The sequence below is a fragment of the Streptomyces sp. NPDC016851 genome (assembly GCF_055562795.1).
This window is the reverse complement of record NZ_JBVHEP010000022.1, coordinates 139,624-164,097: the sequence shown is the minus strand read 5'-3', so window position 1 is coordinate 164,097 and position 24,474 is coordinate 139,624. Positions and strand designations below refer to the sequence as shown.

General features: G+C 72.7%; 25 protein-coding genes and 1 pseudogene. 18 read left to right on the top strand and 8 right to left on the bottom strand.

Annotation, left to right across the window (positions count from 1 at the left end):
• The first annotated feature begins 164 nt into the window (after window positions 1-164).
• Window positions 165-806 (top strand): DUF6328 family protein, encoded by a 642-nt coding sequence (locus tag ACZ3I3_RS30635; RefSeq protein ID WP_467370369.1) that lies wholly within the window; start codon window positions 165-167, stop codon window positions 804-806.
• Here the strand turns inward: ACZ3I3_RS30635 and ACZ3I3_RS30630 are convergent.
• Window positions 742-1,362, bottom strand: a complete 621-nt coding sequence (locus ACZ3I3_RS30630; RefSeq protein ID WP_467370367.1) for a LysE family translocator — start codon at window positions 1,360-1,362, stop codon at window positions 742-744. The genes ACZ3I3_RS30635 and ACZ3I3_RS30630 overlap by 65 nt on opposite strands.
• Before the next feature lie 92 nt (window positions 1,363-1,454).
• Here ACZ3I3_RS30630 and ACZ3I3_RS30625 point away from each other — a divergent pair.
• Window positions 1,455-2,382 (top strand): annotated as a pseudogene (locus tag ACZ3I3_RS30625) (LysR family transcriptional regulator).
• A 2-nt stretch (window positions 2,383-2,384) separates the two neighbouring features.
• Here ACZ3I3_RS30625 and ACZ3I3_RS30620 read toward each other — a convergent pair.
• Window positions 2,385-2,843, bottom strand: coding sequence for an ATP-binding protein (locus ACZ3I3_RS30620; protein ID WP_467370366.1), 459 nt, complete (start codon window positions 2,841-2,843; stop codon window positions 2,385-2,387).
• A gap of 213 nt (window positions 2,844-3,056) precedes the next feature.
• Here ACZ3I3_RS30620 and ACZ3I3_RS30615 point away from each other — a divergent pair, with 213 nt between their 5' ends.
• On the top strand, window positions 3,057-3,917 hold the full coding sequence (locus ACZ3I3_RS30615; protein WP_020270790.1) for a helix-turn-helix domain-containing protein: 861 nt from the start codon (window positions 3,057-3,059) through the stop codon (window positions 3,915-3,917).
• A gap of 9 nt (window positions 3,918-3,926) precedes the next feature.
• The gene (locus ACZ3I3_RS30610) at window positions 3,927-4,157 is read left to right on the top strand and encodes a DUF397 domain-containing protein (protein WP_467370364.1); all 231 of its coding nucleotides are present in this window, start codon (window positions 3,927-3,929) and stop codon (window positions 4,155-4,157) included.
• Window positions 4,158-4,231: 74 nt separating this feature from the next.
• Here ACZ3I3_RS30610 and ACZ3I3_RS30605 read toward each other — a convergent pair whose 3' ends face one another.
• A complete protein-coding gene (locus ACZ3I3_RS30605; protein ID WP_467370363.1) occupies window positions 4,232-5,359 on the bottom strand; it encodes an 8-amino-7-oxononanoate synthase in 1,128 nt (375 codons plus the stop codon).
• A 150-nt stretch (window positions 5,360-5,509) separates the two neighbouring features.
• On the opposite strand from ACZ3I3_RS30605, the gene bioB reads away from it, so the two are divergent.
• From bioB to ACZ3I3_RS30575, 6 genes are all read left to right on the top strand, one after another.
• Complete coding sequence (gene bioB / locus ACZ3I3_RS30600) at window positions 5,510-6,706, top strand: biotin synthase BioB (protein ID WP_467370361.1); 1,197 nt, start codon at window positions 5,510-5,512, stop codon at window positions 6,704-6,706.
• Complete coding sequence (locus ACZ3I3_RS30595) at window positions 6,699-7,994, top strand: adenosylmethionine--8-amino-7-oxononanoate transaminase (RefSeq protein ID WP_467370360.1); 1,296 nt, start codon at window positions 6,699-6,701, stop codon at window positions 7,992-7,994. The genes bioB and ACZ3I3_RS30595 overlap by 8 nt, the downstream gene beginning before the upstream one ends.
• A 1-nt stretch (window position 7,995) precedes the next feature.
• Complete coding sequence (gene bioD / locus ACZ3I3_RS30590) at window positions 7,996-8,721, top strand: dethiobiotin synthase (RefSeq protein ID WP_467370359.1); 726 nt, start codon at window positions 7,996-7,998, stop codon at window positions 8,719-8,721.
• A gap of 107 nt (window positions 8,722-8,828) precedes the next feature.
• Window positions 8,829-9,728 carry a class A beta-lactamase gene (gene bla / locus ACZ3I3_RS30585; RefSeq protein ID WP_467370357.1) on the top strand — a complete coding sequence of 300 codons (900 nt, stop codon included), beginning with the start codon at window positions 8,829-8,831 and terminating at the stop codon, window positions 9,726-9,728.
• 10 nt (window positions 9,729-9,738) lie between these two features.
• A complete protein-coding gene (locus ACZ3I3_RS30580; protein ID WP_467370356.1) occupies window positions 9,739-10,668 on the top strand; it encodes an endonuclease/exonuclease/phosphatase family protein in 930 nt (309 codons plus the stop codon).
• Window positions 10,669-10,737: 69 nt separating this feature from the next.
• Complete coding sequence (locus tag ACZ3I3_RS30575; RefSeq protein WP_467370354.1) at window positions 10,738-11,421, top strand: class I SAM-dependent methyltransferase; 684 nt, start codon at window positions 10,738-10,740, stop codon at window positions 11,419-11,421.
• Between the two features lie 9 nt (window positions 11,422-11,430).
• Here the strand turns inward: ACZ3I3_RS30575 and ACZ3I3_RS30570 are convergent, their stop codons facing one another.
• Together ACZ3I3_RS30570 and ACZ3I3_RS30565 are read right to left on the bottom strand one after the other, a co-directional pair.
• Complete coding sequence (locus ACZ3I3_RS30570; protein ID WP_010041116.1) at window positions 11,431-11,805, bottom strand: hypothetical protein; 375 nt, start codon at window positions 11,803-11,805, stop codon at window positions 11,431-11,433.
• A gap of 4 nt (window positions 11,806-11,809) precedes the next feature.
• On the bottom strand, window positions 11,810-12,049 hold the full coding sequence (locus tag ACZ3I3_RS30565) for a hypothetical protein (RefSeq protein ID WP_003988727.1): 240 nt from the start codon (window positions 12,047-12,049) through the stop codon (window positions 11,810-11,812).
• Window positions 12,050-12,183: 134 nt separating this feature from the next.
• On the opposite strand from ACZ3I3_RS30565, the gene ACZ3I3_RS30560 reads away from it, so the two are divergent.
• From ACZ3I3_RS30560 to ACZ3I3_RS30550, 3 genes are all read left to right on the top strand, one after another.
• Entirely contained in the window at window positions 12,184-12,999 is an 816-nt protein-coding gene (locus ACZ3I3_RS30560; protein ID WP_467370379.1) for an ABC transporter ATP-binding protein, read from the top strand.
• Window positions 13,000-13,002: 3 nt separating this feature from the next.
• A complete protein-coding gene (locus ACZ3I3_RS30555; protein WP_467370352.1) occupies window positions 13,003-15,570 on the top strand; it encodes an ABC transporter permease in 2,568 nt (855 codons plus the stop codon).
• A gap of 83 nt (window positions 15,571-15,653) precedes the next feature.
• Window positions 15,654-16,079, top strand: coding sequence for a GNAT family N-acetyltransferase (locus ACZ3I3_RS30550; protein ID WP_467370351.1), 426 nt, complete (start codon window positions 15,654-15,656; stop codon window positions 16,077-16,079).
• On the opposite strand, the gene ACZ3I3_RS30545 is transcribed toward ACZ3I3_RS30550, so the two are convergent.
• The 3 genes from ACZ3I3_RS30545 to ACZ3I3_RS30535 form a co-directional block, all read right to left on the bottom strand.
• A complete protein-coding gene (locus ACZ3I3_RS30545) occupies window positions 16,069-16,611 on the bottom strand; it encodes a TetR/AcrR family transcriptional regulator (protein ID WP_467370378.1) in 543 nt (180 codons plus the stop codon). The genes ACZ3I3_RS30550 and ACZ3I3_RS30545 overlap by 11 nt on opposite strands.
• A gap of 267 nt (window positions 16,612-16,878) precedes the next feature.
• A complete protein-coding gene (locus ACZ3I3_RS30540) occupies window positions 16,879-18,270 on the bottom strand; it encodes an amidase (protein WP_467370350.1) in 1,392 nt (463 codons plus the stop codon).
• The gene (locus tag ACZ3I3_RS30535) at window positions 18,257-18,496 is read right to left on the bottom strand and encodes a hypothetical protein (protein WP_467370348.1); all 240 of its coding nucleotides are present in this window, start codon (window positions 18,494-18,496) and stop codon (window positions 18,257-18,259) included. The genes ACZ3I3_RS30540 and ACZ3I3_RS30535 overlap by 14 nt, the downstream gene beginning before the upstream one ends.
• A 102-nt stretch (window positions 18,497-18,598) precedes the next feature.
• Between ACZ3I3_RS30535 and ACZ3I3_RS30530 the strand changes: the two genes are divergently transcribed.
• From ACZ3I3_RS30530 to purB, 5 genes are all read left to right on the top strand, one after another.
• The gene (locus ACZ3I3_RS30530) at window positions 18,599-19,489 is read left to right on the top strand and encodes an MBL fold metallo-hydrolase (protein ID WP_467370346.1); all 891 of its coding nucleotides are present in this window, start codon (window positions 18,599-18,601) and stop codon (window positions 19,487-19,489) included.
• 156 nt (window positions 19,490-19,645) lie between these two features.
• Window positions 19,646-20,986, top strand: a complete 1,341-nt coding sequence (locus tag ACZ3I3_RS30525; RefSeq protein WP_467370345.1) for a hemolysin family protein — start codon at window positions 19,646-19,648, stop codon at window positions 20,984-20,986.
• The gene (locus ACZ3I3_RS30520; RefSeq protein WP_467370343.1) at window positions 20,983-21,996 is read left to right on the top strand and encodes a hemolysin family protein; all 1,014 of its coding nucleotides are present in this window, start codon (window positions 20,983-20,985) and stop codon (window positions 21,994-21,996) included. Before ACZ3I3_RS30525 ends, ACZ3I3_RS30520 begins: the two co-directional genes overlap by 4 nt.
• Window positions 21,997-22,084: 88 nt before the next feature.
• Window positions 22,085-22,864 (top strand): SGNH/GDSL hydrolase family protein, encoded by a 780-nt coding sequence (locus ACZ3I3_RS30515; RefSeq protein WP_467370341.1) that lies wholly within the window; start codon window positions 22,085-22,087, stop codon window positions 22,862-22,864.
• Window positions 22,865-23,020: 156 nt separating this feature from the next.
• Window positions 23,021-24,463, top strand: a complete 1,443-nt coding sequence (gene purB / locus ACZ3I3_RS30510) for an adenylosuccinate lyase (RefSeq protein WP_467370340.1) — start codon at window positions 23,021-23,023, stop codon at window positions 24,461-24,463.
• Window positions 24,464-24,474: the final 11 nt, after the last annotated feature.

Below are 24,474 nucleotides of genomic sequence, written 5' to 3'. Positions count from 1 at the left end.
CTCCCTCCCGGCGGCAGCGGCGGGGGGGGGGGGGGGGGGGGGGGGGCCCCCCGGGGGGGGGCCGGGGGGGGGGGGGGGGGGCCCCCCGGGGGGGGGGGGGCCCCCCCCCCCCCCCCCCCCCCACGCCGGAGCGTGACACGGCCTCAAGTGGTTACCCGTCCCCCATGGCCGAGCACCGTCCCTGCACCGCACGCGGCGAGACCCCGCTGCAACGCGCCGACCGGAACTTCGTCGAGCTGCTCCAGGAGCTCCGGGTCACCCAGACGGGCGTACAGATCCTGTTCGCGTTCCTGTTGTCGCTCGCGTTCACCTCGCGCTTCACGTCCCTCGACACGGTCCAGCGCGTCACCTACGTCATCACGCTGCTCCTTGCGGTCCTGGCCGCGGCGCTGTTCACCGCGCCGGCCGCGCTGCACCGCTCGCTCTTCCAGCAGGGCGCCAAGCCGCGCATCGTGCAGGTCTCCTCACGACTGGCCACGACCGGCCTGGTCGTGCTGGTGTTCGCCTTCAGCGGTTCCGTGCTGCTGGTGGTGGATGTGACGACCAGTCGGGCCGGTGGCATCGCCGCGAGCGCGGCGACGTTCGTGGTCTGCGTCGGCCTGTGGGGGCTGCTCCCCCGGCTGGTGCGGCGGGCGGGGCTGCGCGAGGAGACGGACGCCGGCCCCGAGCGATCTGAAGCCACCGTCGAGGAGCCCGCGCCCCAGGGCGCCGTCCGGATCCCCGCGCCGCTGCGCGGCACCATCAGGCAGCCCTCAGGGGCTCGAGAAGGAGCAGCACACCGAGAAGCGTCAGCGCGGCGCCGGTGACCCCCTCGACGGCCCGCGCGGCACGCGGCTCCCGCAGCCACCGGCCGAGCCGGTCCACCAGCAGTGCCACGGCCGGGAACCACAGCAGGGCCAGGACCACCACGATCAGCGCCAGCAGCAGCGTCCGGGACAGCGCCGGACTGCCCGCGGGCACGAACTGCGGCAGCAGGCTGAGGAAGGTGATCGGCGCCTTCGGGTTCAGGGCGTTCGTGACGAAGCCCTGCCGCAGGGGACGCGCGGCGGACGCGGCGGTCCCGGCGGCCACGGCACGGGGCCGCCGCAGCGACCACAGCGTCCGCATTCCCAGGTACAGGACATAGCCGCCGCCCACCAGCTGGAGCGCGCGGAACAGCGCGGGCACGGCGGCCAGGACCGCGGCGACCCCCGCCACGGCCAGCGCGGTGTGCAGCAGCAGCCCGCCGGCGACACCGAGGGCGCAGGCGATGCCGGCCCGGCGGGAGACCAGGGCGTTGCGCACGACGACGGTGAAGTCGGCGCCCGGCATGGCGACCATGCCCGCGGCCACCCCGGTGAAGGCGATGAGTTGTCCGTCCATGCGGCCAGCCTGCCGATCCGGAGCCTTCAGCAGGTACTTCGAATATCCTGGGTCGGCCTTAAGCATCTCTTTGGTCTGCGGAGGTCAGCGGCATGTACGACCCGACCCGGCTCGCGGCGCTCGTCGCCGTCGCGGAGGCCGGGTCCATCACCCGGGCCGCCGAGCGCCTCGGCTACACCCCGCCCGCGCTCTCCCAGCAACTGGCGAAGCTGGAGCGGGAGGCGGGCTCGGCGCTGCTGGTCCGGCACCACCGCGGGGCACGGCTGACGGCCGCGGGAGAGCTGCTGGTGGCACGGGCCCGGCGCGTGCTCGACGAGCTGGAGCAGGCCCGTCACGAACTGGCCCGGCTGGCCGGCCTGTCGGGCGGCGTCCTCAGGCTCGGCACGTTCCAGACGGCGGGCATCCATCTGCTGCCGCCGGTGCTCAGCGCGTTCCGCCGGGCTCATCCGGATGTGGAGCTGTCCGTCGCCGACTACGAACCGCCGAAGGGTGTCACGGCCGTGGCCGCCGGTGAGGTCGACCTGACGCTGACGCACACGTACGAGCCCGCCGGCGCCATGGCGCTCCCCGCCTCCGTGCGCATGGAGCCGGTCCTGATCGAGGAACTGGTGCCGGGTGACCGCCCCGGGTCATGCCCTCGCCGACGGCGTGTCCAGGCTTCCCCTGACGGAACTGGCGGGTCAGCCGCTTATCAGCATGGCGCCGGAGCATCCGTCCCGGCAGGGTGTGGAGGCGGTGCTGGCCGGGGCAGGGGCCGGCCCGTCGGTCCTGGTGGCGACACCCGGATACGCGCTGGTGTGCGCGCTGGCCAGCGCGGGGCTCGGAGTGGGCGTCGTACCGGAGATGGTGGCGCGGACGTCGGTCACGCCGGTCGGGGTGCGTCCGCTCGGTACGGGCGAGCTGCGTCGTACGATCTCGGTCGCCTACCGGGGGGACGAGGCGGCGCCGGCCGTGGAGGCCTTCCGGGCCTTGCTGCGCGGAACATTCGGCCGCACGCGGCACACGTCAGAGACGCGGTGAGCTCACGGCTCCTGCTGTCCCGCCGCCGTCACGGGCTGGGCCGGGACGGTCCACGGGAGTTCGATCGAGATGGTCTTGCCGCCCTCGCGGGTGGGGCGGATCCGGAGCCTGCCGCCGCATTCCGCGGTCAGCCAGCGGATGATGACGAGGCCGCGGCCGTTGTCCTGCTGGACGGCGGCGGGCAGGCGTCTGGGGAACCGCGGGTGGCTGTCCGTGACACCGATGCGCAGGTGTTCGTCGCGGTCGAGTGCGACGTCCACCGTGAAGGTGGGGGACTGTCCGAAGGTGTGCTGGACGGCATTGGTGGCGAGTTCGGAGATGATGAGCCGGATGGAGTCGGACACGTCCGTGTCCGCCGGCAGGCCCCACTCCGCCAGCGTGCCCACGACGTAGGCGCGCGCCGCGGAGACCGAGGCGGGATCGCTCGGCAGAGTGACGGATGCTTCCAGATGGTCTGCCATGGCGACGTCGTCCCTTTCCCACGGGACCGCAGTCCGACACGGAGCGGAAGGTTCGAGTACGGTCCCGGACTGGTGCTTCGTCGCCAGAGTGCCACCAGAACACCCCTCAAGGGCGGCGATCCACCAAGATATGCATATATCTGTCGCTCAAAGCGGTGAACTCTACGACGCGAGACCGTATTTGGGTGGCTCGGAAGGAGTAAGGAGTAGCCCATGCAGCACGGTCCCGCGGTGCGCCGCCGGAAACTGGGCGCCGAACTTCGCGCGCTGCGCACCTCGGCGGGGCTCACCAGTGGTGAGGCGGCCCGGCTGGTGGGCTGGCACCAGTCGAAGGTCAGCCGTATCGAGACGGGCACGAGCGGGGTGAAACCGGCCGATGTGCGGTTACTTCTCGACGCGTACGCCGTGGCGGACAGACAGCTGCGCGAGTTGCTCATGGTGCTGGCGGGGTCCGAGGACAGCGGCGGCCGGACCCACTGGTGGCACGCCTACCGCGGGGTGCTGCCGCCCACCTACCGGGACTTCATCAGCCTGGAGTCGCAGGCCGGCGCGATGCGCACGCTGGAGACCACCGTCGTCCCGGGGCTGCTCCAGACACCCGAGTACGCGCGCGCGGTGACGAAGGCCGCGGTGGAGGGCCTGCCGGAGGACCGGCTCGACACGCTGGTCGAGGTGCGGCTGGCCCGGCAGGACGTGCTGCGCGCGGATCCGCCGCTGGAACTGAGCGCCGTCCTGGACGAGGCGGTGCTGCGGAGGGAGGTGGGCGGGCCGGGGGTCATGGCCCGGCAGCTGGAGAGGCTGGTCGAGGCGGCGCGGCTGCCCCAAGTGCGGCTCCAGGTGCTGCCGTTCGCCGCCGGGGCGCACATCGGCGTTACCGGCCCTTTCGTTATCTTCTCATTTTCGAGCACATCTGATCTGGATGTGGTTGTTCTCGACCACTTGACGAGTAGCCTCTACCTCGAACGGAAAGAAGACCTCCAGGCCTACACGGAGGCCTTCAACGCCCTTCAGATCCACGCCCTTTCGCCCGAGGACTCGTTGGATTTCATCGCCGGGACAGCCGCCGGCGCGTAAGGAGGCACCATGCGTGCACTGCCTCGTCACGTCCCCTCAAGCATCGAACTGCACGGTGTGCGGTGGTTGCGCAGCAGCTACAGCACCGGCGCGAACAACTGCGTCGAGACCGCGCGTCCGGACGTCCCGCCCTGGGCCGGACTGCTCGCCGTGCGGGACTCCAAGGACCCGGCCGGGCCCGCGCTGCTCTTCTCCGCGAGGAGCTGGGCGCAGTTCACGGCCGCTGTCGACCGCATCTGAGCCGCAGCCGAGCCCCGTCCGAACCACCCCCGATCAGTCCCTTGTCGAGCGACGCACGGCCGTGTCACGCCGACTCATGGCCGCGTCTCGCCGATCAGTCGTACAGCGCGTTCGATCTGTTCACCGGTCAGGTCCGCGCGGGCGGTCAGCCGGAGCCGTGAGATGCCGTCGGGTACGGAAGGAGGACGGAAGCAGCCCACGGCCAGGCCCGCCGCGCGGCACTCGGCCGCCCAGCGCACGGCGTCCTCGGGGGAGGGCGCCCGCACCGAGACCACCGCGGCGTCCGGACGTACCGCTTCCAGACCCGCGGCGGTCAGGCGTGCGTACAACTCGCCCGCCACCGCGCGGGCCCGCGCCGCGCGCTCCGGCTCGCGGCGCAGCAGCCGCAGGGCCGACAGGGCCGCCCCCGCCGCCGCGGGGGCGAGCCCCGTGTCGAAGATGAACGTCCGTGCCGCGTTGACCAGGTGGTCGATCACCCGGGCGGGGCCGAGGACGGCTCCGCCCTGGCTGCCGAGCGACTTGGACAGCGTGACCGTCACGACGACGTCGTCGGCGCCGGCGAGTCCCGCCGCGTGCGGGGCGCCGCGGCCGCCGTCGCCGAGGACGCCCAGGCCGTGGGCGTCGTCGACCACCAGTCCGGCGCCGTGCTCCCGGCACGCCTCGGCGAGCGCGGCGAGCGGGGCCGCGTCACCGTCGACCGAGAAGACCGTGTCGGACACGGTGATCGCCGGGCCTTCGTGCGTGTGCAGCGCCTTGCGCACGGCGTCCGGCTCGGCGTGCGCCACCACCTGGGTCGTGCCGCGGGCCAGCCGGCAACCGTCGATGAGCGAGGCGTGGTTGCCCGCGTCGGAGACGATGAGGGAGCCGTGCGGGGCCAGCGCGGTGACCGCCGCGAGGTTGGCCGCGTAGCCGGAGGAGAAGACGAGGGCCGCCTCGGCACCGCAGAAATCTGCCAGTTCCTGTTCGAGTTCGGCGTGCAGTTCGGTGCTGCCGGTCACCAGCCGGGAGCCGGTCGAGCCGCCGCCCCAGAGCCGCGCGGCACGGGCCGCGCCCTCGGTGACCTCGGGGTGGTGGGCCAGTCCCAGGTAGTCGTTGCTCGCCAGATCCAGGAGCGGGGAAACGGCCGGACGGGGGCGCAGAGTCCGTACGAGTCCGGCGTGGCGGCGCAGCCGCGCCTGCTCGTCGATCCAGCCGAACGCCATGGGTGGTCCTCCGGGGAATTTGTAGGCAGTGCACAGACACTAGCGGGAGCTCCAGCAGGTCAGTGTGTGGCAATACCCACACCTCGAAGCGACTCTGTTGTCCGAAGTCTCCTTGGCCCGGGGCACCTCCGTAGGACAGGATCGGCTCCCATGGACCTGCTGAACACGCTGGTGGACAAGGGGCTTCGGCGCGAGCTGCCGAGCCGAGAAGAGGCACTGGCCGTCCTCGCGACATCCGACGACGACCTGCTCGATGTGGTGGCCGCGGCCGGGAAGGTGCGCCGGCACTGGTTCGGCCGGCGGGTGAAACTCAACTATCTCGTCAACCTCAAGTCCGGCCTGTGTCCCGAGGACTGCTCCTACTGTTCGCAGCGGCTCGGCTCCCAGGCCGGGATCCTGAAGTACACGTGGCTCAAACCGGACCAGGCCTCCGACGCCGCGGCGGCCGGGGTGGCCGGAGGCGCCAAGCGGGTGTGCCTGGTGGCCAGCGGGCGCGGTCCGACGGACCGGGACGTGGACCGGGTCTCCGAGACGATCAGGGCGATCAAGGAGAACAACGAGGGCGTCGAGGTGTGCGCCTGTCTCGGGCTGCTCTCCGACGGACAGGCCGAGCGGCTGCGCGAGGCCGGCGCCGACGCCTACAACCACAACCTCAACACCTCCGAGGCGACGTACGGGGAGATCACCACCACGCACACCTACGCCGACCGCGTGGACACCGTCGAGAAGGCCCACGCGGCAGGGCTGTCCGCCTGCTCCGGGCTGATCGCCGGCATGGGCGAGACGGACGAGGACCTGGTCGACGTCGTCTACTCGCTGCGCGAACTGGACCCGGACTCGGTTCCGGTCAACTTCCTGATCCCGGTCGAGGGCACCCCGCTGGCCAAGGAGTGGAACCTCACCCCGCAGCGCTGTCTGAGGATCCTGGCCATGGTGCGCTTCGTGTGCCCGGACGTCGAGGTGCGCATCGCGGGCGGCCGGGAGGTCCATCTGCGCTCGATGCAGCCGCTCGCCCTGCACCTGGCCAACTCGATCTTCCTCGGCGACTACCTCACCACCGAGGGCCAGGCGGGCAAGGCCGACCTGGAGATGATCGCGGACGCCGGGTTCGAGGTGGAGGGCACCGACCAGGTGACGCTGCCGGAGCACCGGGCGGCCGGGGGCTGCCACGACGGCGGTGGAGTGTGCGGTTCCGAGGGAGGTGGCGGCGTCTGCGGTTCCACCGCCGCTCCGGAGGCCGCCGAGCCCCCCACGGCCGCCGAGCCCCGCACCGCCGCGGAGCCCCGTACCGACCTGGTCGCCGTCCGCCGCCGGGGCGCCGGAACGGACCTCGCGCCCAATGCCTGACGTGACCGTACCCGAGCTCACGGTGCCCGAGTTGCTGGAGCTCGACCGGCGGCATGTGTGGCATCCGTACGGCCCGATGCCCGGTCGGCAGGAACCGCTCGTCGTGGAGTCGGCGAGCGGCGTGCGGCTGCGGCTCGCCGACGGCTCGGGAGAGCTGGTCGACGGCATGTCGTCCTGGTGGTCGGCGATCCACGGCTACAACCACCCGGTGCTCAACGAGGCGGCGCGCGGGCAGCTGGAGCGGATGAGCCACGTGATGTTCGGCGGGCTCACCCACGAGCCCGCCGTGCGGCTGGCGAAGCTCCTTGTCGACATGTCGCCCGAAGGTCTGGAGCATGTGTTCCTCGCCGACTCCGGGTCCGTGTCGGTCGAGGTCGCGGTCAAGATGTGCCTCCAGTACTGGCGCTCGCTGGGCCGCCCGGGCAAGCAGCGGTTGCTGACCTGGCGCGGCGGCTACCACGGCGACACCTGGCAGCCGATGTCGGTGTGCGATCCCGAGGGCGGGATGCACGAGCTGTGGAGCGGGGTGCTGCCGCGTCAGGTGTTCGTCGGTCCGCCTCCGGCCGCGTACGACGAGTCGTACGCCGAGCAGCTGCGCGCGGCGGTCGAGCGGCATGCCGACGAGCTGGCCGCGGTGATCGTGGAGCCGGTGGTGCAGGGCGCGGGCGGGATGCGGTTCCACTCCCCCGCCTATCTGCGGGTGCTGCGCGAGGCGTGCGACGCGCACGACGTGCTGCTGGTGTTCGACGAGATCGCGACCGGCTTCGGCCGCACGGGCGCGCTGTTCGCGGCGGAGCACGCGGCCGTGACACCGGACGTGATGTGCGTGGGCAAGGCGCTGACCGGCGGTTACCTGACCATGGCGGCGACGCTGTGCACCCCGCGGGTGGCGGACGGCATCTCGCGCGGCGAGGTGCCGGTGCTCGCGCACGGCCCGACCTTCATGGGCAATCCGCTGGCGGCTGCGGTGGCCTGCGCCTCGATCGAGCTGCTGCTGGGCCAGGACTGGCGTACCGAGGTCAAGCGGATCGAGACGGGGCTGCGGGACGGGCTCGCGGCCGCCTGTGACCTGCCGGGCGTGAAGGACGTGCGGGTCCTCGGCGCCATCGGGGTCGTCCAGCTCGACCACGAGGTGGACATGAAGGCGGCCACGGCGGCGGCCGTACGCGAGGGCGTGTGGCTGCGGCCGTTCCGCGATCTGATCTACACCATGCCGCCGTACGTCACGGGCGACGCGGACGTGGCGCGGATCGCGCGGGCGGTGTGCGCGGCGGCGCGGGAGGGATGACATGTCGGTACTGGTGATCACGGGCACGGGCACGGAGGTCGGCAAGACGGTCGTGACCGCCGCGGTGGCCGCGACGGCGCTGGCGTCCGGCCGTTCGGTGGCCGTGCTGAAGGCCGCGCAGACGGGTGTCCGGCCGGACGAGCCGGGTGACGCCGCCGAGGTCGCGCGGCTCGCGGGTGCCGTGACGACGGCGGAACTCGCCCGCTATCCCGAGCCGTTGGCGCCCGCCACGGCCGCCCGCCGGGCCGGTCGCGCCCCCGTGCACCCGCAGGAGGTCGCGGAGGCCGCCGCCAAGCTGGCCACCGAGCACGACCTGGTGCTCGTCGAGGGCGCGGGCGGACTGCTCGTACGGTTCGACCCGGCCGGCGGCACCCTGGCGGACGCGGCCCGCCTGCTGTCGGCGCCGGTGCTGGTGGTGGTGTCGGCGGGGCTCGGCACCCTGAACACGACGGAGCTGACGGCGCGTGAGCTCCGCTCCCGGGGCCTGCAGCCGGCGGGGATCGTGATCGGGAGCTGGCCCGCCGCGCCGGATCTCGCCTCGCGCTGCAATCTCGCGGACCTGCCGGACGTGGCCGGGGCGCCGCTGCTGGGTTCCGTTCCCGCCGGGTCGGGAGCCCTCGCCCCCGCCGCCTTCCGGGCGGCCGCGCCGCACTGGCTGGCGCCGCGCCTGGACGGTATGTGGGACGCGGAGGCGTTCCAGGTCCGTCAGGCGCCCCCGGCGTTCTGAGGGTTCCGGGCGGGAGTTCTGAGAGTTCCGGGCGGGCGCGCGGTGAAACCGCCGCGGACGTGATCGCGTGTTGAACTACGTATGTGATCACCTCCGAAGGGAACACCGTGCACAGCACACACCCACGCCCGTCCCGCCGCACGGCCCTCGCGCTGGGCGCCGCCGCCGCTCTCTCGCTGGGCGGCGGCACGGCCCACGCCTTACCGGCTACGGGCGGCGTCACCGCCCGGCTGAGGGAACTGGAGCGGGAGCACACCGCCCGGCTCGGCGTGTACGCGCGGAACACGCGTACGGGCCGGACGGTGGCCTACCGGGCCGACGAACGCTTCCCGATGGCCTCGGTGTTCAAGACGCTCGCCGCCGCGGCAGTCCTGCGCGACCTCGACCGCGACGGCGAGTTCCTGGCCCGGCGCATCCGGTACACCCAGGACTACGTCACGAAGTCGGGGCACTCCCCCGTCACCAAGGACCACGTCGCGACCGGCATGACGGTCGGCGAGCTGTGCGACGCCACCATCCGCTTCAGCGACAACACCGCGGGCAACCTGCTGCTGAAGGAGTTGGGCGGACCGACCGCCATCACGCGTTTCGCCCGCTCGGTCGGTGACGGTGTCACCCGGCTCGACCGGTGGGAGCCCGAGCTCAACTCCGCGGAGCCCTGGCGCGTCACCGACACGACGTCTCCCCGCGCGATCGGCCTGATCTACGCCCGTCTCGTGCTCGGCAACGCGCTGGAGCCCCGGGACCGGGCACGGCTCACGGACTGGCTGCTGCGGAACACCACGAGCGACGACAGGTTCCGCAAGGGCCTGCCCGCCGACTGGCTGGTCGCCGACAAGACGGGCGGCGGACAATACGGCGGCTCCAATGACGTGGGCCTCACCTGGCCGCCGGACGGCGCCCCGATCGTGCTGTCGGTCCTGACGACCCAGCCCGAGGAGGACGCCCCGGCCGACAACGCGCTGGTGGCGAAGACGGCCGAGTTGCTGGCCGCGGAACTCGGCTAGGCCGGTGCGGGTGAGGGGCGGACGGTCGTGGGACGCCTGGCTCGTCGCGGGCGGCCTCGGTGTCGCCGGTCTGCTCGCCCTGCACTCCGCCGTGCCGGGCGGTGCCGGGCGTCTCGGGAGCCTGCTGGAGACGTTCCTGCCGTGGCTGGGGGTGGCCGTGCCTCTCCTCACCTGCCTCGCCGTGCTCAGACGGTCGGCGGCGGGGCTGCTCGCCTGCCTGGTGCCCGTGGCCGTCTGGCTCTGGATGTTCGGCGGGCTGTGGTTCTCCCCGTCGCCGGAGTCGTACGACCTGACCGTCGTCCAGCACAACGTGGCCGACGACAACGCCGACCCGGCGGGCACCGCGCGGGCGCTGCGAGCGGCTCGCGCGGACCTGGTGGCCGTGCAGGAGCTGACGCCCGCGCTGCGGCCCGGGTTCGAGGACGTCCTGGGGGCCTCCCACCCGCACCGGGCGCTCCACGGCACGGTCGGGCTCTGGTCGGCCCACCCCTTCTCGGACGTGCGGCCCGTGGACATCCGGCCCGAGGGGTTCCCGGGAAGCTGGCAGCGCGGTCTGCGGGCCACGGTGTCCGCGCCCGGCGGGGAGATCGCGGTGTACGTGGTCCATCTGCCGTCCGTCCGGCTGGGTCCGACGGGGTTCGCCTCGGCGGCCCGCGACGAGAGCGCGGCACTGCTCGGGGCCCGGGTCGCGGACGACCCGGCGGGCCGGCTCCTGGTCGTGGGCGACCTCAACGGCACCGTGCAGGACCGGGGGCTCGGGCCGCTCACCTCCCGGCTCGACGCTCCGGTCTCGGGGTTCGCGTTCAGCTGGCCGGCCGCCCTGCCGGTGGCGAGGATCGACCAGGTGCTGGGGCGGGGTGTCGAGGTGACGGAGGTGTCGGCACTGGAGGCGACGGGGAGTGACCATCGGCCCGTGCTGGGCCGCGTACTCCTGCGGTAGACGGCAGGGGTGGGCCGGGCTCTGCGGGGGGACAATCGCCGTAAGGCCCGCCTCGTCAGGAGGTCTCTCATGCCGCTCAGGCCCGCCCGCTCCGGCAGGGTGCCACGGGATGCCGTGCACCATCCGGTGTTCGCCCGTTGCTACGCCCGGGTCAGTGCCACCGCCGAGACACGGATGGGCGTGGGCAGAGTCCGCGAGAGGCTGCTCGGCGGGCTCTCGGGGCGGGTGATCGAGATCGGCGCGGGCAACGGGCTGAACTTCGCGCACTACCCGGGCACCGTCTCCGAGGTCGTGGCCATCGAGCCGGAGCGGCGGCTGCGGCAGCTGGCCGTGGAGGCCGCCCTGCGCGCGGAGGTGCCGGTCGACGTGGTGCCGGGCGCGGCTGAGGCACTGCCGGTGAAGAGTGAGGGCTTCGACGCGGCCGTGGTGTCGCTGGTGCTGTGCAGTGTGCGGGACGTGCCCCGGGCGCTCGGGGAGCTCCGGCGGGTACTGCGGCCGGGCGGTGAGGTGCGGTTCTTCGAGCACGGCCGGGGCGGCGGCCGGGTGATGACCTTCAGCCAGCGCGCCCTGGACCGGACGGTGTGGCCGCTGGTGAGCGGGGGCTGCCATCTGGCGCGGGAGCCGGTGCGGGCGCTGCGGGACGCCGGGTTCGAACTCGGCCCCTACCGGCAGGTGATGATGCCGGAGGAGGGGCCGGCGCTGCCCATCTCGTTCTGCGTGCTGGGCACGGCGTGGCGCCCGGTCAGTTCGTAGTCCGCGAGGTCACAGGCTCCACTGCCGCAGTTCCTGCTCGATGTCACGTACGGACGCCTCGCCGCTCTTGACCAGCCGGGCGAGGTCGCGGACCTGCTCGGGTGAGGTGACGACCTTGGCGCCGCTGGCGACGAGGTACGCATAGGCGACGGCGGAGGCGAACAGGGCATTGGAGCGTTCCAGCGCGGGGACGTGGATCAGGAGCTGGAGGAGCGCGGCGGCGCGGGCGTGCGGGCTGTCGTAGACGGGGACGTCGAATATGGCGGCCTGGTGGCGTGCGACGGCGGCGACGAGCGCTCCCCAGTCGGTGACCTGGGGGTCTCCCGGGGTTTTCTGCTCGGCGAGCATCAGCAGCCAGGCGAGGTCGATCTCAAGGTTGTTCAAGGGTTCAGTGGCGACCTTCGCGCGTGCCCTCACGGTCCGGGCCGAACTCCTCGGCGAAGACGGACTCGTACTGCTTCATGAAGTCGGCGGCGGCCTCCACGAACGTGTGGCCCACCTCGCCGGTGTCCTGTCTGACCAGCTCCTCGATGTAGCGGTTGACGCTCATGCCGCGGGCCAGGGCGCGCTCGCGGGCGGCTCGGGCGGTGCCCTCGTCGACTCGCACGTTCAGCTGGGTCTTCGCCATACCTCGAAGCTAGCGCGGAGGTGCTAGCACCGGCAAGGGCGGAACTCCGACCCGAGGAGGATACGAGTGTGGGCCGCGTCACATTACCCTCGGGCAAGGTGACGAAATCCGGCGTCCACCACGAGGAGGCGGCCTTGTCCACACCTGCTGCGCAGCACGTCCCCGGCCTCGCGCCGGCCGACGGGATCGCGGCCCGGGCCCGCGGTCTGACCAAGGCGTACGGCTCGGGCGAGACGACCGTGCTCGCGCTCGACGCGGTGGACGTCGACATCGTCCGCGGCCGGTTCACCGCCGTGATGGGGCCGTCGGGTTCCGGGAAGTCCACGCTGATGCACTGCCTGGCGGGGCTCGACACCGTCTCGGCCGGCCAGGTGTGGCTCGGCGACACGGAGATCACAGGTCTGAGGGAGCGCGACCTGACGCGGCTGCGCCGCGACCGGATCGGGTTCATGTTCCAGTCGTTCAACCTCATCCCGACCCTGAACGCTCTGGAGAACATCACCCTGCCCATGGACATCGCGGGCAAGAAGCCCGACGAGAAGTGGCTGGACCAGGTGATCGACACCCTCGGCCTCAGGGACCGCCTCGGGCACCGGCCGTCGCAGCTCTCCGGCGGCCAGCAGCAGCGGGTGGCCTGTGCGCGGGCGCTGGCCTCCCGGCCCGAGCTGATCTTCGCGGACGAGCCGACCGGCAACCTCGACTCGCGCGCCGGCCTGGAGGTGCTCGGCTTCCTGCGCGAGGCGGTGGACCAGCTCGGGCAGACCGTCGTCATGGTCACCCACGACCCGGGCGCCGCCGCCCACTCCGACCTGGTGCTCTTCCTCGGGGACGGCCGGATCGTCGACGAGATGCGGCGGCCGACGGCGGAGTCCGTCCTGGAACGCATGAAGCGGTTCGACGTGACCCGGACCCGCTTCGACGACGCCCCGGCGGCGTCCGAGGAGAACTGACCCGTGCTCAAGGCGACCCTGAGGAGCTTCCTGGCGCACAAGGGGCGGCTGCTGCTCTCGGCACTCGCCGTCCTGCTGTCCGTCGCGTTCGTCACGGGCAGTCTGATCTTCTCGGACACCGTCAGCCGTACGTTCGACCGGCTGTTCGCCTCCACCGCGGCCGATGTCACCGTCAGCCCGAAGGAGGACCTCGACGAGGCCGTCCCCTCCGGCCGGACGGCCACCCTGCCGGCCGCGCTCGCCGAACGCGTGCGGCGGGTCGACGGGGTCGCGGCGGCACGCGCCGAGGTGGACGTAGACGGCCTCACCGTCGTCGACGAGGACAACGAACCGGTCGGCCCGACCACCGGCGCTCCCACGCTCGGCACCGCCTGGAACCCCAACGAGCGCAGCCCCGTCGAACTGACCTCCGGTCACGCCCCGCACGGCGACGGGCAGGCGCTGCTCGACTCGGAGACCGCCGACCGCAAGGACGTGACGATCGGCGACACCCTCACCGTGATCGCACCGCCCGGGTCGTTCAAGGTCCGGGTCGTCGGCATCGCCACGTTCACGACCACCAACCCCGGCGCCGCACTGGTCTTCCTCGACCCCCGCACCGCGCGGACGCAACTGCTGGACAGCCCGCGGGCCGCCACCAGCATCTCGGTCGACGCCGCCGACGGGGTCAGCGACGAGCAGCTCAAGCAGCGCGTGGGCGCGGCGCTCGGCGCCCGCACCTACGACTTCAGGACCGCCGACGAGCAGGCGAAGTCGGACGTCGAGCAGCTGGGCGGATTCCTCGACGTCATCAAGTACGTGATGGTCGGCTTCGCCGGGGTCGCCGTGCTGGTCGGGGTGTTCCTGATCGTCAACACCTTCTCCATGCTGATCGCCCAGCGCACCCGCGAGCTGGGGCTGCTGCGCGCGCTCGGTGCCGACCGGCGCCAGGTCCGCCGCTCGGTGCTCACCGAGGCGCTCCTGCTCGGTCTGGCCGGCTCCACGCTGGGACTCGCCGCCGGCGTCGGACTCGCGGCCGGGCTCATCGAGCTGATGGGCCTGCTCGGCATGAACATCGCCGCCGGCGAGATGGTCATCGGCTGGGTGACGCCCGTGACGGCGTACGTCGTCGGTCTCGGGGTCACCTTCGTCGCCGCGTACCTGCCGGCACGGCGGGCCGCCGGGGTGTCACCGATGGCCGCGCTCTCGGACGCCGAGGTCGCCGGAGTGGGCCGGCCCCTGCGGGTGCGCGCGGTGGCGGGCGCTGTCGTCGGGGCGGCCGGTGCGGCGGCGCTCGTGGGCTGCGTGGTGGCGGAGCGGACGTCGTCGGCGGCGTCCCTGCTGGGGCTCGGCATCCTGCTCACCCTGATCGCGACCGTGATCGCGGGGCCGCTGCTGGTGCGACCGGTGATCCGCGTCCTAGGCGGGGCCTTCCCCGCCCTGTTCGGGTCGATCGGCCGGATGAGCCAGCGCAACGCCCTGCGCAATCCCCGCCGTACCGGAGCCACCGCGGCCGCGCTCATGGTGGGCCTCGCCCTGGTCGGCGGGATGTCGGTGGCGAGCGAGTCGATGACCGCCTCGTTCGACCAGCAGATCGACAAGACGCTGGGTGCCGACTTCGTGATCCAGAACACCAACTTCCTGCCGTTCCCGAAGGAGGTCACCGACAAGGTGCGCGGCACCGAGGGCGCGGGCCTCGTCGTGCGGGGGCGGTTCACGCCCGTCGGGGTGCGGCTCCCGGACGGCGACCGCGTGGAGACGACCGCCGCGGGTTACGATCCGCGGCTCGACGAGGTCGCCAACATCACGTACGTCCAAGGGGATTCGGCGGCGGCACTCGCGGACGGGCGTCTCGCCATGGACCGGGACTTCGCGCGCGACCACGGCGTGCGGGTGGGCAGCACGGTCCCGGTGGAGTTCCCGGGCGGACGCAGGGCCGAGATGACCGTCGGCGCCCTCACCGACCAGGACTCCGCCGAGGGGTTCGGTACACAGGGCGGGCTCTACTTCGGGCTCGCCACCCTGGAGCGGTACGCGCCGGGCGGGCAGGACTCCGCGCTGTACGTCAACGCCGCCACCGGCACCGGCGACGACGACCTGCGCGCGAACCTGGAGCGGACCCTGGACCCCTACCCGCAGGTGCAGGTGCGGGACCTGGCCGACTACAAGCAGCTGGTGCACGACCAGATCGCCGTCCTGCTGTACCTCGTGTACGCGCTGCTGGGGCTGGCGATCATCATCGCGGTCCTCGGCGTGGTCAACACCCTGGCGCTGTCGGTCGTCGAACGCACCCGGGAGATCGGGCTGCTGCGGGCGATCGGGCTGGCCCGGCGGCAGCTGCGGCGGATGATCCGGCTGGAGTCGGTGGTGATCGCCGTGTTCGGGGCGGTCCTCGGGCTCGCGCTGGGGCTGGTGTGGGGCGTGTGCACCCACGAGGTGCTGGCCCTCCAGGGCATGACGGCCCTCGCGATCCCGTGGACCACGATCGTCGCGGTCGTGATCGGCTCGGCGGTGGTGGGGGTCGTCGCGGCGCTGCTCCCGGCGTTGCGCGCCTCCCGCATGAACGTACTGGCGGCCATCGCGCACGAGTGAGGGTGACCGGCACCGCGCGGGGTCTGAGGTCCGGATACTGAAATCCGTGCGCCCAGGGTGACCGTATGTGATGTGATCATGGCATGACCGAGCTGCGCATCCGGGCCGCGACGCCCGAGGACCTGGACACCGTGCTGGCCTTCTGGAAGGTGGCCGCCGAGGGCACGAGCATCAGCGACGACCGCGGTGGCGTGGAGCGCCTGGTCGCACGCGACCCCGAGGCCCTGATCCTCGCCGAGCGCGGCGGCGAGCTGGTGGGCACGGTGATCGCGGGGTTCGACGGCTGGCGCTGCCACCTCTACCGGCTGGCCGTGCATCCGGACCACCGCCGCCAGGGCATCGCCTCCGCGCTGCTCGCCGCGGCCGAGGAGCGGTTCGTCACGCTCGGCGGGCGGCGCGCGGACGCGATGGTGCTCACGCGCAACGAGACCGCGCACCACGCGTGGGGAGCCGCCGGGTACGCGCCCGAGGAGCGGTGGCGACGCTGGGTGAAGCCCCTCACCGACTGAGGACTCCTGCCGCGAGCCGGTGGGCATAGGCGGTGTCGAGTCCGTCCGGGCGGAACAGGATGCGGTACATCAAGGGCGCGACGACCTCGTCGACGACCGTCTCGACATCGGGTGCCGGTTCCCCCCGCTCGGACGCGCGACGGACGATGACGTCGATCTGGTCGGCGGCGTAGGCGGAGCACTGGCCCGCGTTGCTGCCGTCGGGGTCGCCGAGCAGGGCGTCGCGGATGTAGGCGCGACCGGCCGGCGAGGCCATCTCGTCGAGGAACTCCTCGGCCCAGGCCGTCAGGTCGGACGCCAGGGTGCCGTGATCGGCGGGCTCGGTGTCGGGCCGCAGCCGCTCCACCGCCACGTCCGACAGCAGCGCCTGCAGGTCTCCCCAGCGGCGGTAGATCGTGGACGGCGTCACGCCCGCGCGCTGGGCGACCATCGGCACGGTCAGGGCGTCCCGGCCGACCTCCGAGGCGAGTTCGCGCACGGCGGTGTGCACCGCCTCCTGGACCCGCGCACTGCGCCCACCGGGGCGCACCATCTGCCTGCTCACGGAACCCACCTTAAAGCGAACCCGTTGCTTCTAGGCCCTGTCGTCAAATTCCCGTCGTCCGCCCGAAGGGCGGGCCCCGCGGCGTCAGGTGCGTGCTCTCGCCGTGCCGGGCGCAGGCCCGCGTACTGGTTGTACGTGGGTCTGTGCCCGGTGCGGCGAGTGGGGGCACCTCCCACGCCCTTAAGGCAGTGGGGGAGCGTGCATGGCGTCGCGGGGCAGACGGGAATTTGACGACAGGGCCTAGCGCCGGGCCGCTCAGGCCGCGGGCGCGAGAGCGCGGGCCGGCCGGGTCTGTTCGTCGGCGTGTCCGACCCGCAGCAGCAGGCTCTCCCCGAGCGGCGGGCCGATGAGCTGCATGCCGATCGGCAGGCCCGCCGTGTCGTGGCCGACCGGGACGGACAGGGAGGGCAGGCCGGTGATGTTGGCCGGGGCCGAGAGCCGCACATAGGCGTCGGAGACGCCCTCGACGGTGCCGTCGGCCCAGGTGACCGTGGACTGACCGGCCGGGACGGCGGTCATCGGCACGGTGGGGGCGGCGATCAGGTCGACCTCCCGCAGCAGGCTCGCCCATTCCCGCCGCATGAGGGTGCGCGAGCGCTGGGCGCGCAGGTAGTCCCCCGCGGGCATCAGCTCACCGGCTTCGAGGAGGATCCGGACGTCCGCCTGGTAGAGCTCGGGGACCGTGCGCAGGCTGCTCTCGTGGTAGGCGGTGGCCTCCGGCACCATCAGGCCCCACTGGGTGGCCTGGATGTAGCGGGTCATGGGGATCTCGACGTCGACGAGGCGGGCACCGAGTGCCTGGAGCCGGCCGGTCGCGCTCCGGACGGCGGCCGCCACCTCCGGGTCGACGTGGTCGAAGTAGTAGGTGCGCGGCACACCAATCCGCAGGCCGGTCAGGTCCGGGTCCGGGCCCGGCCGGTAGTGCGCCGGGGGTGCGGTCAGTGACGCGGGGTCGCGGGGGTCGTGGCCGGCCAGGGCCGCGAGGACCAGGGCCGCGTCCTCGGTGGTGCGGGCGATCGGGCCGACATGGTCCAGGGACCAGGACAGGGAGGTGACGCCGTGGCGCGGGACGAGGCCGTAGGTCGGCTTGAGGCCGACGACCCCGTTCAGCGCGGCGGGTACCCGGATGGATCCGCCGGTGTCGGTGCCCAGGGCGAAGGTGGCGGCGCCGGCGGCGACGGCGACGGCCGATCCGCCGCTGGAGCCGCCCGCGACCCGGCCGGGGTCCCAGGCGTTGTGGGTCTGCGGGGTGGTCAGCCCGTACGCGAACTCGTGCGTGTGGGTCTTGCCGAGCAGGATCGCTCCGGCCGCCGACAGGCGTGCGGCGACGGTGCTGTCGGTCTGCGCGCGGTGGCCGGACCGTACCCGGGAACTGGCCGACGTGGTCGCACCGGCGACATCGATGAGGTCCTTCAGGCCCATCGGGATGCCGTGCAGCGGACCGCGGTGGCGGCCGGCCGCGATGTCGTTCTCGGCACGGCGCGCGGCACGGCGCGCGCCCTCGGCGTCGACGGTGACGTAGGCCCGCAGGTGCGGCTCCACCTGCTCGATGCGCTCCAGTACGGAGTCGGTCAGTTCGACGGGGGACAACTCACGTGCCCCGATCGCGTCGGCGGCGGCAGCGAGCGTCAGTTCACAGGGCTCCATCGTGCGTCTCCTTCGCGGCTGCGTCGTGCGTGTCCTGCACGGCTGCCATGCGGTAGGCCGGGGCGGGCGGGGTGTCTCCGAAGTCCAGTTCCCTCAGGACCGCCACGACGGAGTGGATGTGGTCGGCGGTGGCCGCGACCGCCGCGTGACGGTCGGCGGGCAGGTCGAGCCCGGCGCGGTGGGCCCAGCGGGCCGCTTCGGACGGGGTGAGTGCGGGGTGGGACATGGGGCTCCCCAATAAAAGCTAACTGTTTGCGTTAGTGGGACCCTAGGGTCTACCGTCGCCTTAACGCAAACGGATTGCTTTAAGCATGCCGAGGAGGACCCCTTGACCACACCCGTTTCCTGGACCGTGGGCGACATCACCGTCCACCGCATCGACGAGATCCCCCTGCCGCCCGCCATCGGAGCCTGGCTGCTGCCCGACGCCACCCCCGAGGTCGTCGCCGGGCAGGACTGGCTGCGGCCCCACTTCGCCGACGACGAAGGCGTCCTGCGCGCCGACAGCCACAGCTTCGCCTTCACGGCCGGCGGGCTGCGCGTCCTGGTGGACACCGGCATCGGCAACGGCAAGGAGCGGGCCGATCCCGCCTGGCACGGCCTGGACACCGACTACCTTCAGCGCCTCACCGCCGCCGGTTTCCCCCCGGACTCCGTCGACCTGGTGATCCTCACCCACCTGCACGCCGACCACGTCGGCTGGAACACCCGGAAGGTGAACGGCGCGTGGGTGCCCACCTTCCCGAACGCCCGGTACCTAACCTCCCGGACCGAGCGGGAGTTCTGGGCCGGGTACGCCATGGACGAGGCGCGTCGGCAGATGTTCCGCGACTCCGTGGTCCCGGTGGAGGAGGCGGGGCTGCTCGACCTCCTCGACGTCCCCGCCGAGGGCCTCGACGTCGCCCCGGGACTGCGTCTGGTGCCGACCCCCGGGCACACCCCCGGCCATGTCGCCGTCGAGCTGACCAGCCGGGGGCGGACGGCGCTGATCACCGGCGACTGTGTCCACCACCCCGTCCAGCTCGCCCACCCCGGTATCGGCGCCTGCGTCGACATCGACTCCGGACAGGCGGAAGCCTCGCGCCGCGAACTGCTCGGCGCGCTCGCCGGTACGGACACCCTCCTCCTGGGCACCCACTTCGCACCGCCCACCGCCGGCCGAGTCGTCGCACACGAGGGCGCGTACCGGCTCGCTCCCGTGCCCGCCGAGCCCCGCTGAGCACCCGAGCCACAGGACTTTGCCCATCCTTTACCCTTGGATGGCCACTCGGTTCTGCATGAAAGGTTGTGAGCGTCCGCCCATGGGCGAGCCTCCCAGTACGCGACACCGCGCGTTCCGCCCCGTCCTGGAGAACCATGGAACGGGGGTGAACCGATGACCGAAGTGCTCCTCCTCCTGGCGGCGATCCTGCTCTCGCTCGCCTGTGGCGCCTTCGTGGCGGCCGAGTTCTCCCTCACCACGGTCGAGCGCGCCGAACTGGAGCAGGCGGTGGCGCGCGGCGATCGGGGCGCGCAGGGCGCCCTGAAGGCCGTACGGAACCTGACGTTCCAGCTCTCCGGTGCGCAGCTCGGCATCACGGTGACGAACCTGGTCGTCGGCATGCTCGCCGAGCCGTCGATCGCCGCCCTGATCGCCGGGCCGCTGGAGGACATCGGTGTGTCACGGTCGGCGTCGCACAGCTTGGCGCTGGTGCTGGGCACGGCGCTGTCGACGGTGTTCCTGATGGTCGTCGGCGAGCTGGTGCCCAAGAACTGGGCGATCTCGTCGCCGCTGGCGGTCGCCAAGACCGTGGGCAACGCCCAGCGCTGGTTCAGCGCCGCGTTCCGGCCGTTCATCACGCACCTCAACAACACGGCCAACCGGATCGTGCGCCGGATCGGTGTGGAGCCCGCCGAGGAGCTGGCGTCCGCGCGCGGGCCGCAGGAGCTGGCGGCGCTCGCCCGGCACTCCGCCAAGGAGGGCGTCCTGGAGGCCGACACCGCCGAGCTGTTCGTACGGACACTGAACCTCGCCGACCTGACCGCGGAGAACGTCATGACGCCCCGGGTGCAGGTCGTCGCCCTGGAAGTGCAGGCGACCCTGGAGGACGTGGCGAACGCGACCCGGGCGACCGGCCTGTCCCGGTTCCCCGTCTACCGCGACACCCTCGACTCGGTCGTCGGGACGGCACACGTCAAGGACGTGCTGACGGTCCCGGCGGAGCGCCGGACCCGGATCTTCGTCTCCGAGCTGATGCGTGAGCCGCTGCTGGTCCCGGAGACCCTCACCGTCGACCGGCTCCTGGACCGGCTCTCCGGCAAGCGCACGATGGCCGTGGTGATCGACGAGTACGGCGGCACGGCGGGCGTGGCCACCCTGGAGGACATCGTCGAGGAGGTCGTCGGCGAGGTGCGCGACGAGCACGACCCGCACGAACTGCCCGACCTCGCACCGGCCGGCACGGACGAAGCCGGGCACGCCCTGTACTCGGCCGACGGCTCCGCGCGCGTGGACCACCTCGAACGCGTCGGGCTGCGTGCCCCGGAGGGGCCGTACGAGACGCTCGCCGGGCTCGTGGCGACGGTGCTCGGCCGGATACCGGCCGCCGGTGACACCCTCGAGGTCGCCGGCTGGCGGATGGAGGTCCTGGACGCCACCGGACGGCGGGCCGCCCGCGTCCGGCTGCGCGCGCCCCTCCACGACGAGAAGCCCGACGAGAAGGGAGCGGAGCTGTGACCGCCGTCCAGCTGCTGATCGGTCTGGCGACGCTCGTCGTCAACGCCTTCTTCGTCGGCGCCGAGTTCGCGCTGATCTCGGTGCGCCGCAGCCAGATCGAGCCCTACGCCGACCGGGGCGACCGGCGCGCCAAGAGCGTGCTGTGGGGCCTGGAGCACGTGTCCGCGCTGATGGCGGCCGCCCAGCTCGGCATCACGCTGTGCACGCTGGTGCTGGGTGTGGTGGCCGAGCCGGCGATCGCGCACCTGCTGGAGCCGGTGTTCCACGCGATGGGCGTGCCCGAGGGCGCGGGACACGCGGTGTCCTTCGTGATCGCGCTGGCCCTGGCCACCTATCTGCACATGCTGCTCGGCGAGATGGTGCCGAAGAACATCGCGCTCGCCGAGCCGGTGCGCAGCGCGCTGACGCTCGGCCCGCCCCTGGTGGCGCTGTCCCGGGCGCTGCGCCCGGTGATCTTCACGGTGAACGCGTTCGCCAACACCCTGCTGAAGCTGCTGCGCGTGGAGGCGCGCGAAGAGGTCGCCGCGTCGTACTCGGACGCCGAGATCGCGCAGATCGTGAAGGACTCCAGCGAGGCCGGGCTCATCGACGACCGCGCCCAGGAGCGGCTGCACGACGCGCTGGAGTTGGGCCGCCGGCCGGTGCGCGACGTGGTGCTGCCGCTGGAACGCGTGGTGGTGGCGCGCGTGGGCGTCACTCCGGACGAGCTGGAGCGGCTGTCGGCGGAGTCCGGGTTCTCCCGCTTCCCGGTGGTGGACGAGGGGCGGCGGATCGTCGGCTATCTGCATGTGAAGGACGCGCTGGAGGCCGCCGGGCGCGATGTGCCGTTCCGGCTGCGGGACATGCGGCCCATCGCGCGCGTGCGGGAGCACACGCCGCTGGACGACGTCCTCACGGCGATGCGGGGCAGCCGTACGCACCTGGCGGCCGTCCTCGGAGCGGACGGCCGGATGGCCGGCCTCGTGACCATGGAGGACGTCCTGCGGGAGCTGTTCGGCCAGCGGGCGTGAGGGAGCGGGCAGGAAGTCGCCGGTCGTCGATGCTTCGGGACGGGTGACCGACTGCTGGGTATGTGCACGGGATACTATTTCCGCCGCCATGGACACGAACCCCACCTACAGCAGCCTCGTCGCGGTCGGCGACTCCTTCACCGAGGGCATGTCGGACCTGTTGCCCGACGGCACCTACCGGGGCTGGGCCGATCTCCTCGCCGCGCGGATGGCGGCCCGCACGCCCGGCTTCCGCTACGCCAACCTCGCCGTGCGCGGCAAGCTGATCCGGCAGATCGTCGACGAGCAGGTGGACGTGGCGGCGGCCATGGAGGCCGATGTCGTCACCCTGGTCGGCGGGCTCAACGACACGCTGCGGCCGAAGTGCGACATGGGCCGGGTGCGCGGACTCCTGGAGGAGGCCGTGGAGCGGCTGGCCCCGTCCTGCAAGCAGCTCGTGCTGATGCGCAGCCCGGGCCGCCACGGTCCCGTCCTGGAGCGGTTCCGGCCACGCATGGAGGAGCTGTTCGTCTGCGTCGACGAGCTCGCTGCCCGGCACGACGCGATCGTCGTCGACCTGTACGGCGCCCCCTCGCTCTCCGACCCGCGCATGTGGGACGTGGACCGGCTGCACCTGACGGGCGAAGGCCACCGCCGGGTCGCGGAAGCGGTGTGGCAGGCGCTCGGCCACGAGCCCGAGGACACCGAGTGGCGCACCCCGATGCCGACGACGCTGCCGCCCGGCTGGGTCATGCGCCGGGCGGCGGACCTGCGGTTCGCCCGGCAGCACCTGCTGCCCTGGATAGGCCGCCGCCTGACCGGCCGCTCCTCGGGCGACGGCCTCCCACCGAAGCGGCCCGAGCTGCTGCCGTACGAGGACCGGCCGTAGGCGGTTCCCGCGGTGACGCGAACCGGCAGTAGGCGGTCCCCGCGGCGGCGCGCGTGAGCTGCGGGCCCGCGGCGGGGGCGCCGACACACTCTTGTAGGTTCCCACGAACGTACCCGTCGCGCCGGCCTGCAGGAACCGCCAGTAGAATCCGTCCACGTGACTTCCGCTCCCGCCAAGCCCCGCATCCCGAACGTCCTCGCCGGACGCTACGCCTCCGCCGAGCTCGCCACGCTCTGGTCGCCCGAGCAGAAGGTGAGGCTGGAGCGGCAGCTCTGGCTCGCCGTGCTGCGGGCGCAGAAGGACCTCGGGATCGAGGTGCCGGACGCGGCGCTCGCCGACTACGAGCGTGTGCTCGACACCGTCGACCTGGCCTCCATCGCCGAGCGCGAGAAGGTCACGCGGCACGATGTGAAGGCGCGGATCGAGGAGTTCAACGCTCTCGCCGGGCACGAGCACGTGCACAAGGGCATGACCTCCCGCGACCTCACCGAGAACGTCGAGCAGCTCCAGATCCGCCTCTCGCTGGAGCTGATGCGCGACCGCACGGTGGCGGTCCTGGCCCGCCTGGGCAAGCTGGCCGGTGAGTACGGCGAGCTGGTCATGGCCGGCCGTTCGCACAACGTGGCCGCACAGGCCACGACCCTCGGCAAGCGCTTCGCGACCGCCACCGACGAGCTGCTCGTCGCCTACGGCCGGATCGAGGAGCTGCTGGGCCGCTACCCGCTGCGCGGCATCAAGGGCCCGGTCGGCACCGCGCAGGACATGCTGGACCTGCTGGGCGGCGACGCCGCGAAGCTCGCGGAGCTGGAACAGCGGATCGCCACGCACCTGGGCTTCTCGCAGGCGTTCACGTCGGTCGGCCAGGTCTACCCGCGCTCGCTCGACTACGAGGTCGTGACGGCGCTGGTGCAGGTGGCGGCGGCGCCGTCGTCGCTGGCGAAGACGATCCGGCTGATGGCCGGGCACGAGCTGGTCACCGAGGGCTTCAAGCCCGGTCAGGTCGGCTCCTCCGCGATGCCGCACAAGATGAACACCCGCTCCTGCGAGCGCGTCAACGGCCTGATGGTGATCCTGCGCGGCTACGCCTCGATGACCGGCGAGCTGGCGGGCGACCAGTGGAACGAGGGCGACGTGTCCTGCTCGGTGGTGCGCCGGGTCGCGCTGCCGGACGCGTTCTTCGCGCTGGACGGTCTGCTGGAGACGTTCCTGACGGTGCTCGACGAGTTCGGCGCGTTCCCGGCGGTCGTGGCGCGGGAGCTGGACCGCTACCTGCCGTTCCTCGCGACCACCAAGGTGCTGATGGGCGCCGTGCGCGCGGGCGTGGGCCGGGAGCTCGCCCACGAGGCGATCAAGGAGAACGCCGTCGCCTCCGCGCTCGCGATGCGCGAGCAGGGCGCCGAGCGCAACGAGCTGCTCGACAAGCTGGCCGCCGATGCGCGCATTCCGCTCGACCGCGCCGGGCTGGACGCGCTGATGGCCGACAAGCTGTCCTTCACGGGTGCCGCGGGTGACCAGGTCGCCGCCGTCGTCGCCCGGGTCGAGGAGATCGTGAAGCAGCACCCCCAGGCCGCGGGGTACACGCCCGGCGCGATCCTCTGACGCGCCGCACC